The following is an 11742-nucleotide window of genomic DNA, read 5'->3' as shown; positions in this document are numbered from 1 at the left end:
GGTTCACGTGCCGCGCGCGCGGCTCGGGCTGACCGGCCCGGGCGGTCGGCGCGCGACCGATCTCAAGGAGCCCCCGTGGTGCAGAACCGTCTCGACGCCGTCATCAACCTCGCGAAGCGACGCGGCTTCGTGTTCCAGGCGGGCGAGATCTACGGCGGATCCCGGTCGGCGTGGGACTACGGGCCCCTCGGCGTGGCGCTCAAGGAGAACATCAAGCGCCAGTGGTGGAAGACGTTCGTGCAGGGCCGCGACGACATGGTCGGCCTCGACTCGTCGATCATCCTGCCCTCGGCCGTGTGGCAGGCGTCCGGTCACGTCGCGACCTTCACCGACCCGCTCGTCGAGTGCCTGCAGTGCCACAAGCGGCACCGCCAGGACCACCTCGAGGAGGCGTTCGAGGCCAAGAAGGGCCGCGCCGCCGCCTCGATGGAGGAGATCACCTGCCCCGACTGCGGCACGACCGGCAAGTGGACCGAGCCGCAGATGTTCTCGGGCCTCATGAAGACCTACCTCGGCCCGGTCGACAACGAGGCCGGCCAGCACTACCTGCGCCCCGAGACCGCGCAGGGCATCTTCGTCAACTTCTCCAACGTCCTCACGGTCTCGCGCAAGAAGCCGCCATTCGGCATCGGCCAGGTCGGCAAGGCGTTCCGCAACGAGATCACGCCCGGCAACTTCATCTTCCGCACGCGCGAGTTCGAGCAGATGGAGATCGAGTTCTTCACCGCGCCCGACGACGCCCCCGAGTGGTTCGACCGCTGGGTCGAGGCGTGCTGGTCGTGGTTCGTCGACCTCGGCGTCGACCCGGCCAACATGCGCCGCTTCGAGGTGCCCGAGGACGAGCGCGCGCACTACTCGGCCGGCACGATCGACGTCGAGTACCGCTTCGGCTTCCAGGGATCCGAGTGGGGCGAGCTCATGGGCATCGCGAACCGCACCGACTTCGACCTCTCGTCGCACTCGAAGGCGTCCGGCAAGGACCTCGTCTACTTCGACCAGGCCACGGGCGAGCGCTACACGCCCTTCGTCATCGAGCCGTCGTTCGGCCTCACCCGCAGCCTGATGGCGTTCCTCGTCGACGCGTACGCCGAGGAGGAGGTGCCGAACGCGAAGGGCGGCACCGACACCCGCACCGTGCTGCGCCTCGACCCGCGCCTCGCGCCCGTCAAGGTCGCCGTGCTGCCGCTGTCGCGCAACGAGCAGCTCTCGCCGCTCGCCCGCGAGATCGCCGGCCGTCTGCGCAGCCTCTGGGCGATCGACTTCGACGACGCCGGCGCGATCGGCCGCCGCTACCGCCGCCAGGACGAGGTGGGCACGCCGTTCTGCGTCACGATCGACTTCGACTCGCTCGAGGACGGCGCCGTGACCGTGCGCGAGCGCGACTCGATGGCGCAGACCCGCGTCAAGGTCGACGAGCTCGAGGCGCACCTCGCGCAGGGGCTCATCGGGGCGTGAGCACTCCAGTGCGCACCACGCCGGCGCTGTCGATCGGGCCCATCGCCCTCGACGCTCCGGTCGTGCTCGCGCCCATGGCCGGCATCACGAACACCGCCTTCCGGCGGCTGTGCCGCGAGTTCGGCGCCGGCCTGTACGTGAGCGAGATGATCACCTCCCGCGCGCTCGTCGAGCGCACGCCCGAGACGATGCGGCTCATCAGCCACCACGAGTCGGAGTCGCTGCGCTCGGTGCAGCTGTACGGCGTCGACCCGCGCACGATCGAGCAGGCCGTCGGCATCCTCGTCGACGAGGACCGCGCCGACCACATCGACCTCAACTTCGGCTGCCCGGTGCCGAAGGTCACCCGCCGCGGCGGCGGCAGCGCCCTGCCCTGGAAGCGCGACCTGTTCGCCGCGATCGTGACCCGCGCGGTCGAGCGGGCCGGCGAGATCCCCGTGACGGTGAAGATGCGCAAGGGCATCGACGACGACCACCTGACGTTCCTGGATGCGGGCCGCATCGCCGAGGACGCGGGCGTCGCGGCCGTCGCGCTGCACGGCCGCACCGCCGCGCAGCACTACTCCGGCACCGCCGACTGGACGGCGATCGCGAAGCTCAAGGAGGCCGTCACCTCGGTGCCGGTGCTCGGCAACGGCGACATCTGGCAGGCGGAGGACGCCGTGCGGATGATGCGCGAGACCGGCGTCGACGGCGTCGTCGTCGGTCGCGGCTGCCTCGGCCGACCGTGGCTGTTCGGCGACCTGGCGGCCGCCTTCTCGGGCAGCGACGCGCGCCACCGGCCGACGCTCGGCCAGGTCGCCGACGCCTTCCGCCGGCACGCCGAGCTGCTCGTCGAGTTCTTCGACGAGGAGGATCGCGCCTGCCGCGACATCCGCAAGCACGTCGCCTGGTACTTCAAGGGGTACCCGGTCGGCGGCGACGCCCGTCGCGCGCTCGCCGGCGTCGAGTCGCTCGCGCAGCTCGACGACCTGCTCGGCGCGCTCGACCACTCCGTGCCGTACGTCGCCGAGGGCATCGAGGGGCAGCGCGGCCGCGCCGGCAGCCCGCGGAAGCCCGCGCTGCCCGACGGCTGGCTCGACAGCCCCGAGCTGACCCCGGCGCAGCGCGCCGCGCTCATCGAGGACGAGAGCGACACCCGTGGCGGCTGAGCGCGGGACCGGCATCGGGGCGTACAGCGCGCACGACGCCGAGCGACGGCTGCCCGAGACGCACGCCTCCGCCCGCACCGACTTCGCCCGCGACCGCGCGCGGCTGCTGCACTCGAGCGCGTTCCGCAGGCTCGGGCAGAAGACGCAGGTGCTCTCGCCCACCATGGGCTTCGACGACTCCCGCACGCGGCTGACGCACTCGCTCGAGGTCGCGCAGATCGGGCGCGAGCTCGCGGGCGAGCTGCGCCTCGACCCGGACGTCGTCGACACCGCGTGCCTCGCGCACGACATCGGGCATCCGCCGTTCGGCCACAACGGCGAGCGCGGCCTCAACGAGTGGGCGCTGTCGATCGGCGGCTTCGAGGGCAACGCGCAGACGCTCCGCGTCATCACGCGGCTCGAGCCGAAGGTCATCCGCGACCAGCCGTATGGGCTCAACCTCACGCGTGCCTCCGTCGACGCCGCGTGCAAGTACCCGTGGCCGGCCGGTGACGTGCACGACGCGTCGGGCCGCATCAAGTTCGGCTTCTACGAGTCCGACCGAGCGGCGTTCGAGTGGATGCGCGAGGGCGCGCCCGATGGACGCCCGAGCGTCGAGGCGCAGGTCATGGACCTCGCCGACGACATCGCCTACTCGGTGCACGACTTCGAGGACGCGGTCGTGGGCGGCTACGTCGACGTCGCGAAGCTGCAGAGCCGCGTCGGCCACGACGAGCTCGTCTCGACGATGCTCACGTGGGTGGGTCCGGAGTTTACGCGCGACGAGCTGCTCGCCGCCTTCGACCGGCTCGACGACCTCGACACCTGGCTGCGCTCCTTCGACGGCTCCCGCGCCGACCACGCGCGGCTCAAGAACCTCACGTCGAAGCTCATCGGCCGCTTCGCGAACGCGGCGAGCCGGCTGACGCGCGAGACGCACGAGGGGCCGCTCGCGCGCTTCGGCGCCACCGTCGAGGTGCCGCGAGAGGTGCGCGCCGAGATCGCGGTGCTCAAGGGCACGGCGGCGAGCTTCATCCTGGCCGAGCGCCGGCAGCCGATCTACGCGAGCCAGCGGCGCATCCTGCAGGAGCTGTGCGACGCGCTCGTGCGCATCGGGCCGGAGGCGCTCGACCGGGCCTACGCCGATGACTGGGCGCAGGCGCCCGACGACGCCGCGCGCGCCCGCGTGGTCGTCGACCAGGTGTCGAGCCTCACCGACCGCGGCGCGTTCGCGTGGCACGAGCGCCACGTCGGGGACTGAGGGCGACCATGGCGGGGCGGATCCGGCGCGAGGACATCGACGAGCTGCGCGCTCGCATCTCGATCGTCGACGTCGTCGGCGCCCACGTCACGCTGAAGACGGCGGGCGTCGGCAGCATGAAGGGGCTCTGCCCGTTCCACGACGAGCGCTCCCCGTCGTTCCACGTGCGGCCGGCCGTCGGCCGCTACCACTGCTTCGGCTGCGGCGAGGACGGCGACGTCTTCCAGTTCGCGATGGCGATGGACCACACGTCGTTCGCCGAGACGGTCGAGCGCTTCGCCGCACAGGCCGGCTTCACGCTCCACTACGAGGACGGCAAGCCGCAGGAGGAGACGAGCGGCCGGCTGCGCCTGCTCGAGGCGAGCCGCGCTGCCGAGGCGTACTTCCGCGAGCAGCTCGTGACGCCCGCCGCTGCGCTGGGGCAGCGGTTCCTGGGGGAGCGGGGCTTCGACCTCGCGGCGGCTGAGCGCTTCGGCGTGGGCTTCGCCCCCGCCTCCTTCGACGCGCTGGGACGGCACCTCAAGGGCCGCGGCTTCACCGAGGCCGAGCTGCTCGGCGCAGGGCTCCTGAGCGAGGGCCAGCGCGGCAGCTACGACCGCTTCCGCGGCCGCCTCATCTGGCCCATCCGCGACGTCGCCGGGGCGACCGTCGGATTCGGCGCGCGTCGCCTGTCGGACGACGACAAGGGCCCGAAGTACCTGAACTCGCCCGAGACGCCCATCTTCCGCAAGAGCCAGGTGCTCTACGGGCTCGACCTCGCGAAGCGCGACATCGCCCGCGGGCACGAGGCGGTCGTGGTCGAGGGCTACACGGATGTCATGGCGTGCCACCTCGCGGGCGTCACGACCGCGGTCGCGACGTGCGGCACGTCGTTCGGCGTCGACCACATCAAGGTGCTCCGGCGCGTGCTCGGCGACGTGTCGACGACCGACACGCGCTCGCTCGGCCGCGTCGTCTTCACCTTCGACCCGGATGAGGCGGGCCAGCAGGCGGCGGCCCGCACGTTCGCAGAGGAGCAGCGCTTCGCCGCGCAGACGTTCGTCGCGGTGCCGCCCGGCGGCCTCGACCCGTGCGACCTGCGGCTCGAGCGGGGCGACGACGCCGTGCGACGGCTCGTGCAGCAGCCGCGGCCGCTGTTCGAGTTCATGCTGCGCCGGATCGTCGCGCAGCACGACCTCGAGACCGTCGAGGGCCGTGTCGCCGCGATGCGCCGCGCAGCGCCCGTGCTGCAGTCGATCCGCGACCGCGCGCTCGCCGATGGCTACACGCGCACGGTCGCCGGATGGCTCGGCGTCTCGCCCGACGAGGTGCGCTCGGCGGTGCGGCAGGCCGGGCCGCGCCCGGCGGCCGCCGCGGAGGGTGCCGCCGCCGCGCATCCGCCCGCCGACGTCGCGCTGCGCCAGCTCGAGCGCGACCCGGCATCGCGGCTCGAGCGCGACGCCATCTCGGCGCTGCTGCAGCAGCCCGCGGTGCTGGGCCGCGACCTCGCCGTGCGCGGCGCCACCGCCTACATCGCGAACCCGTCCCTCGCGGTCGTGCGCGACGGCGTGCTCGCCTCGCTCGACGCGATCGAGGCGACCGACTTCTCCGAGCGCGTCGCCGAGGCGGTGCCGGCCGAGATCGTGCCGCTCGTGCGCACCCTCGCGATGGCGCCCATCCCGCAGTCGACGAACGAGGGCGTCAAGGCGTACGTGCGCGGCATCGTCGGCTCGCTCGTCGACCGCGACATCCTGCGCCGCAAGGCCGAGCTGCTCGGCAGCCTGCAGCGCATGGGCGGTGCCGACCCGGAGGGATCGAAGCGCCTGCAGGAGCAGCTGCTCGAGCTCGAGCGCGAGCGGCGGTCGCTGCGCTCGGAGTGACCGCCGCCTGTGCTCAGCTAGTGCTCTGCCGCTATGGGACCAGGAAGTTGATCTGGAAGTGCTCGGCGATGATGTCGTCGATGTGGTCGATGCCGCCGGCCGCGCCGCCGCAGGTCGCGCGGATCGAGCTTGTCGACTGGCTCGACTGGAAGTTGCGGGCGAAGTACGCCTCGGCGTCGCCGGTCGCCTCGTCCTCGGTGTAGATCGAGAGGAAGGCGACCGTGACGCCCTGCGTCGAGGGGCTCAGGTCGAGCGTGTCGGGGTCCCAGTCGTCGGTCGTCGTGCCGGAGAGGGCGGCGAGGGTCGCCTCCGAGCTCGCGTACTCGTCGGTGTCCGCGCTGTCCTGCGCACCCTGGTAGGCCCAGATGTCGCAGCCGGTCGCGGTCTCGACGACGTGGATCGTCGGGCCGACCGGGAAGTCGGAGTCGCCCTGCACCGCGAAGGCGTCGTCGACGATGATGCTCGTCTCCCAGCCGGCGAGCGTGCCGGGCTCGAGCTCGGTGCCGAAGTCGACGTACTCCGGGAGGTCGCCGCTGCCCGCTTCGGGCGTCGGCTCGACGTCCTCCGTCTCGCTCGGCTCGGGCACCGCCTGGCTCTCGGTCGGCGCGGGCGGCGGCGGGAGAGTCGGCACGGGCGGGGGCAGCACGATGCAGCCCGAGAGGGTGAGCGCGGCGCCGGCGGCGACGACGAAGAGCGGCAGGCGGAAGCGGGACGAGGGCATGGATGCTCCAGGGCGTGCAGGCGGCAGTGGTGCTCGAACGCTAGCGCGGAACCGCGGCGTGCGACCGGTGGCCGCGCGGGATGCTACGATTGTCGTCGCTGCTGCAGCGATCCTCGATAGCTCAATTGGCAGAGCAGCCGGCTGTTAACCGGCAGGTTGATGGTTCGAGTCCATCTCGGGGAGCGACAAGGCCCCGCCTCACGGCGGGGCCTTTCTCGTGCCCGGAGCGGTGGTCTCGACTCGGGCGGCGCGCAGAGCGCGCCGACCGGCTCGACCCGCAGCTGCTGGTCGAGCCGCACGGCCGCCCCGGCGGCCGCGCGAGTCGAGACCACCCCAGATCGGGGGAGCGTCAGCCCTCCAGGTCGTCCACGCCCGGCAGCCAGCTGAGGCCCTCGACGCCCCACTTGTTGCGCTTGATCGCCTTCTGCACGCCCTTCGTGCCGAACGCATCCAGCCGGTCGGCGTAGAGCACGCCGTCGAGGTGGTCGAACTCGTGCTGCAGGATGCGCGCGAGCCACCCCGATGCCTCGAGCTCGTAGTGCTCGCCGTGCTCGTCCTGCGCGCGGAGGATCGCCCGCTCGGACCGCAGCAGCGCGAAGCGCTCACCGGGGATCGAGAGGCAGCCCTCCTCGTCGTCGTCCTCGGGCACGCCGATCGGCAGCGGCGTGATCCACAGCTCCGGGTTGACCGCGACACCGCGCGTCTGCACCCCGTCCTCATCGGTCCAGTCGTAGACGAACACGCGCTTGCCGATGCCGACCTGCGGTCCGGCGAGGCCGACGCCCGGCGCGGCCTCCATCGTCGCGAACATGTCGGCGACGAGGGTCGCGAGCTCCGCATCGAAGTCGGTGACGGGCTCGGCGACGCGGTGGAGCACCGGCTCCCCGGTGATGCAGATGGGCAGAACAGTCATGTCCTCCAGGCTATCGAGGCCTGCGGCGGTAGGTTCGACACGTGCTGTCCACCTCGCTCGACGACCTCGCGGCGGAGATCTCCCTCACGCCGCTGCAGGCCGTGGGCATCCCGCTCGCGATCGTGGGCGCGGTGTTCCTGTCGGTGGGCACCCAGTTCCAGCATCGCGGGGTCGGCCACTTCCAGGGGGGCGACCAGCGTGGCGCCGCGCTCGGCGGCAAGGCCCTCCTCACGATGCTGCGCGAGCCGGCCTGGGTCGTCGGCACCCTGCTGCTCGGCCTCGCGATCATCTTCCAGCTCGCGGCGCTCGCCTTCGCCCCGCTCATCGTGGTGCAACCGCTCGGCGCTGTCGCCCTCGTCGTCACGGCGCTGCTCAACGCGCGCCTCGCCGGCATCCGGCTCGATCACCGCACCGTCCGCTCGATCGTGCTGTGCCTCATCGGCATCGGCATCTTCGTGTTCATCGCCGCGATCTTCGCGATCGAGCGCCCGATCCGCGACCAGCAGCTGCTCACGGTGCTCGCGCTGCTCGTCGTCGCCCTCGGCGGTCTCGGCGCGCTCTGGTGGTTCTTCCGGTCGCGGGCCAACGCCGTCTTCTACATCGTCGCCGCCGGCGTGCTGTACGGATTCGTCGTGACGCTCTCGAAGGTCGTCATCAACCGCATCATCTCCGGCCAGTTCGAGTGGCTCACGGTCGTCTGCGCCGTCGCCATGCTCGTCGCCGTGCTCGCCGGCAGCTATGCGGTCCAGCTCGCGCACGCCTCGGGCCCGCCCGACCTCGTGATCGCCGGCCTCACCGTCATCGACCCGCTCATCGCCGTGCTCATCGGCGTCACCGTGCTCGGCGAGGCGGCCGCGACGCCGCCGTGGGCGATCATCGTCTACGCGGGCGCCGGTGCGCTCGCCGTCACCGGGGTCTTCCAGCTCGCCCGGCACCACCCCCAGATCCGGATGCCCGGTGCGGCATCGGAGGAGGACGAATGACCGACCGACCGCTGCGCATCCTCATCGCGACCGACACCTTCGCGCCCGACGTCAACGGCGCCGCGAAGTTCACCACCCGGCTCGCCGCGCGACTCTCGAAGCGGGGCCACGAGGTGCACGTCGTCGCGTCGGCGCTCGGCCGCGGCAAGCAGGGCACGCACATCGAGGAGCACGAGGGCCAGCGCTTCACGGTGCACCGCCTGCGCTCGATGCTCTACCCGGGCCACGAGTGGCTGCGCTTCGCGGAGCCGTGGCGGATCTGGCAGAACGCCGCCTCGCTGCTCGATGCGCTCCGGCCCGACGTCGTGCACTTCCAGTCGCACCTCGTGCTCGGACGCGCGTTCTCGACCGAGGCGAAGAAGCGCGGCATCCGCGTCGTCGGCACCAACCACCTGATGTTCGAGAACCTCATGGACCACTCGAACATCCCGCGCGCGATGCACGGCAAGGCGGTGGACTTCGCCTGGCATGACGCCGCCACCGTGTTCGGCCGCTGCGACGTCGTGACGACGCCGACGCGACGCAGCGCCGACTACCTCGAGCGCAAGACCGGCATCACCGGCGTGCACGCGATCTCGTGCGGGCTGCCCGGTGACGAGTACCTGCCCAACCCGGAGCGCCAGCGCGGACGGATCGTCTTCGTCGGCCGCGTCACGAGCGAGAAGCGGCTCGAGACGCTCGTGCGAGCTGTCTCGCAGCTGCCGGCGGACCTCGAGTGGCACCTCGACATCGTCGGCGGCGGCGACCTCATCGACGAGCTGGGTGCGCTCGCGCGCGATCTTCGCGTCGCCGACCGCGTCACGCTCACCGGCTTCGTGAGCGACGACGAGCTGCGGGAGCGCCTGCGCTCCGCGGAGGTCTTCGCGATGCCGTCGACGGCTGAGCTGCAGTCGATCGCGACGATGGAGGCGATGGCGACCGGGCTGCCGGTCGTGGCGGCGGATGCGATGGCCCTGCCGCACCTCGTGCGCGACGGCGCGAACGGCTGGCTCTTCCGGCCGGACGACGCGACCGACCTCTCGGAGAAGCTCGAGCGCATCCTCCGGCTCGACGACGACGAGTACCGCACGTTCCAGCAGCACAGCCTCGACATGGTCGCGCCGCACGACATCGAGCGGACGATCACCGCGTACGAGCGGCTCTACCGCGGCGAGGAGATCCGCGACCCGGAGACCCGGGTCGAGCTGCACGGCTAGGCTCGATCTCCGGGCCGGAAGGCCTCGGGGCGGTAGCTCAGCTGGTCAGAGCAGGGGACTCATAATCCCTCGGTCACGGGTTCAAGTCCCGTCCGCCCTACGAGAAAGCCCCGGCAAAGGCACTCTTGGTGATGCAACAGCGTTAGGAGGTGGTCAGGTTTCCACTGATGACGCCGGTCTTGGTTGCCTAAGCACCGATTTTTGCCTGTTTTCGTCGCCGTTTCTCACCGCAGTGGCGCGCATATCGCCTCGCGCTCCCTTCGGAGCCCGTTGATCGGACGAAATGGCGTTACTGGTCAATTTCAGGTCAACGGCGGTCGTCGCTGTTCGGGGTACCGTCGTGCGAGCGGCGCGATGACGTGCCTGCGCTTCGGCAGGAACCGATGCAACGAGGAGCCGGTCCGTGGAGACGACCGAAGCGGTGACCTTGGTCAGTAGCGTTCTGGGGGTTGAGCCCACGAGAAGAACCCGCACTGGCAAGGCGTAGGTAGCCGCGCCTTGGCCAAAGGCGCGGAGACGCCCTCACAAGCGACTCTCTACGCGCTGCCGCATGGCGACGAGTCGGTGAAGCCCCGGGTTCGGGTCCGATCGGGAGCGTCACTGGCACGCCCTAAGGTTTGAGCAGGAGGTACGTATGCCGCAGAAGACTGATGTCAACCTCGATTCACTGCTCGGTGATGTGGATCGCACCACGCGAGATGAGTTCGCTTCGAAGCCGGAGGTTGAGAAGTGGGATGATGACTTCGATGTGAGTGACCTTCCCATCACTGCCAGGAAGTGGGTTCAAGTTCCTGATGTCGTGGCGGTGGTCGCGGACTTGAAGAATTCGACGCACTTGGGGACGGGCAAACACGGCGCCTCGACGGCAAGCATCTACGAGGCCGCTACGGGCGGCACCGTCGCCATCTACAACCGTTTTGGGGCAGACTTCATAGCTATCCAGGGTGATGGTGCGTTCGCGCTGTTCTGGGGAGAGGGTAGATTTGAGCGCGCCATCTGCGCGGGCGTTACGGTCAAGACCTTCAGCGCTCGTCACCTGGTGCCCCGCCTCCAGGGGAAGTGGAGGACACATGCGGAGGAGTACCCCACCGGCTTCAAGGTTGGGATCGCCTCTGGTCGCGTGCTGGTCAAGCGCATCGGCACTCCTCGCAATCTCTCGCAGCAGGAGCCGGTCTGGGCTGGCACGCCGGTGAACTTTGCCACGAAAGCGGCTCAGCAGGCCGAACGGCACCAGTTGATCGTCACGGGCTCTGTTTGGGACCGCATAGTAAACAACGACTATCTGGCGATCACGTGCCCCTGTAACGGTTCGAGTGCGAACCTTTGGAGGGACGTCACCGTCGATAAGATCCCCGAGGCCAATCCCGAGCGCTTCGGTCGGATGGTGGAGCAGGCCTGGTGTGAGACGCACGGCGACGAGTACGTGACCGCCGTCCTGGGAGGTGAGCGGAAGCGCGACGAGGTTGAAGAGGCCAGGGCGTCGCTGCAAAGGCGGATGTTCGAGAACGCGCTGAGCGTGACAGCCAGCCGCAAGCGCGAGCAGTACCGCAACCGACGCCAGGGTCTGGGATGAGCCTCGTCCCCTTCATCCGTTGGCTGAAGCTCAGGAGAGTAACCGGGAGGCGGAAGGCGGAACCGCGGCCTGCGTTGCCGTCAGCCCCTGAGCCCGATCATGCTTGGAACCTATTGAGCTCGATCAACGAATGGATACGCCACGCGGACGCGAAGGCAGCCGTCACACTGGCATTCGTCGGGGCACTAGGGACGATGGTCTTCGATCTAACGCGTGACGCGAGCGCGCGTTCGCTGGTGTTCGACGTGACGGCGGTTGCCGCGTGCGTTTTTCTCGTGATGGCGGCCTGGTTCTGCGGCTGCACTCTGAACCCCCGCTTGCGCACTGGAGAAGAGGACCCCGGGCAAGTCAACCGGCTCTTCTTCGCCAGCATCGCCAAACACTTCGAGGGGGACCGCGCGAAATACGCGGTGGCTCTTGCTGCGCTTACATCGGACTCTGGCGATCTCCTTAGGGAGCTTGCGGACCAGATCCATGCGAACGCGCGCATCGCGACCGTAAAGACCGGCTTTGCAAAACGCGCCATCTGGTCGGCCTTATGCGCCGGCGCTTCCGTCGGTGCGCTCGCTCTCATCATCGGTATCGCCAGCTTCTAGGCCGGGACGAGCCTCGACAAACTTCACGCTCGGCATATCGGAGGTCGGGGAACCG

General features: G+C 70.2%; 10 protein-coding genes and 2 tRNA genes. 10 read left to right on the top strand and 2 right to left on the bottom strand.

The annotated features are described in order from the left end of the window. Positions 1–75: 75 nt before the first annotated feature. The 4 genes from ACVWW9_RS13555 to dnaG are packed head-to-tail and all read left to right on the top strand — an operon-like array spanning position 76 to position 5705. A complete protein-coding gene (locus ACVWW9_RS13555; RefSeq protein WP_123698096.1) occupies positions 76–1455 on the top strand; it encodes a glycine--tRNA ligase in 1380 nt (459 codons plus the stop codon). Beyond that, a complete protein-coding gene (dusB, locus tag ACVWW9_RS13550) occupies positions 1452–2606 on the top strand; it encodes a tRNA dihydrouridine synthase DusB (RefSeq protein WP_456515918.1) in 1155 nt (384 codons plus the stop codon). Before ACVWW9_RS13555 ends, dusB begins: the two co-directional genes overlap by 4 nt. Continuing rightward, positions 2596–3846, top strand: coding sequence for a deoxyguanosinetriphosphate triphosphohydrolase (locus ACVWW9_RS13545; protein WP_456515917.1), 1251 nt, complete (start codon positions 2596–2598; stop codon positions 3844–3846). The genes dusB and ACVWW9_RS13545 overlap by 11 nt, the downstream gene beginning before the upstream one ends. A gap of 8 nt (positions 3847–3854) precedes the next feature. Beyond that, positions 3855–5705 (top strand): DNA primase, encoded by a 1851-nt coding sequence (gene dnaG, locus ACVWW9_RS13540; RefSeq protein ID WP_456515916.1) that lies wholly within the window; start codon positions 3855–3857, stop codon positions 5703–5705. A 31-nt stretch (positions 5706–5736) separates the two neighbouring features. Here the strand turns inward: dnaG and ACVWW9_RS13535 are convergent, their stop codons facing one another. Beyond that, on the bottom strand, positions 5737–6426 hold the full coding sequence (locus ACVWW9_RS13535; protein ID WP_456515915.1) for a hypothetical protein: 690 nt from the start codon (positions 6424–6426) through the stop codon (positions 5737–5739). Positions 6427–6536: 110 nt separating this feature from the next. Between ACVWW9_RS13535 and ACVWW9_RS13530 the strand changes: the two genes are divergently transcribed. Continuing rightward, positions 6537–6609 (top strand) — tRNA-Asn (locus ACVWW9_RS13530). Between the two features lie 166 nt (positions 6610–6775). On the opposite strand, the gene def is transcribed toward ACVWW9_RS13530, so the two are convergent. Further along, entirely contained in the window at positions 6776–7339 is a 564-nt protein-coding gene (def, locus tag ACVWW9_RS13525; protein ID WP_456515914.1) for a peptide deformylase, read from the bottom strand. Between the two features lie 41 nt (positions 7340–7380). Here def and ACVWW9_RS13520 point away from each other — a divergent pair, with 41 nt between their 5' ends. From ACVWW9_RS13520 to ACVWW9_RS13500, 5 genes are all read left to right on the top strand, one after another. Further along, entirely contained in the window at positions 7381–8322 is a 942-nt protein-coding gene (locus ACVWW9_RS13520; RefSeq protein ID WP_456515913.1) for a DMT family transporter, read from the top strand. Continuing rightward, positions 8319–9518 (top strand): glycosyltransferase, encoded by a 1200-nt coding sequence (locus ACVWW9_RS13515; RefSeq protein ID WP_456515912.1) that lies wholly within the window; start codon positions 8319–8321, stop codon positions 9516–9518. Before ACVWW9_RS13520 ends, ACVWW9_RS13515 begins: the two co-directional genes overlap by 4 nt. 26 nt (positions 9519–9544) lie before the next feature. Further along, positions 9545–9618 (top strand) — tRNA-Ile (locus tag ACVWW9_RS13510). A gap of 534 nt (positions 9619–10152) precedes the next feature. Next, on the top strand, positions 10153–11091 hold the full coding sequence (locus ACVWW9_RS13505) for a hypothetical protein (protein ID WP_456515911.1): 939 nt from the start codon (positions 10153–10155) through the stop codon (positions 11089–11091). A 113-nt stretch (positions 11092–11204) separates the two neighbouring features. Continuing rightward, on the top strand, positions 11205–11687 hold the full coding sequence (locus ACVWW9_RS13500; RefSeq protein WP_456515910.1) for a Pycsar system effector family protein: 483 nt from the start codon (positions 11205–11207) through the stop codon (positions 11685–11687). Positions 11688–11742 lie beyond the last annotated feature (55 nt).

It is taken from the genome of Agrococcus sp. UYP33 (assembly GCF_054060915.1).
This window is presented reverse-complemented; position numbering and strand designations above follow the sequence as displayed.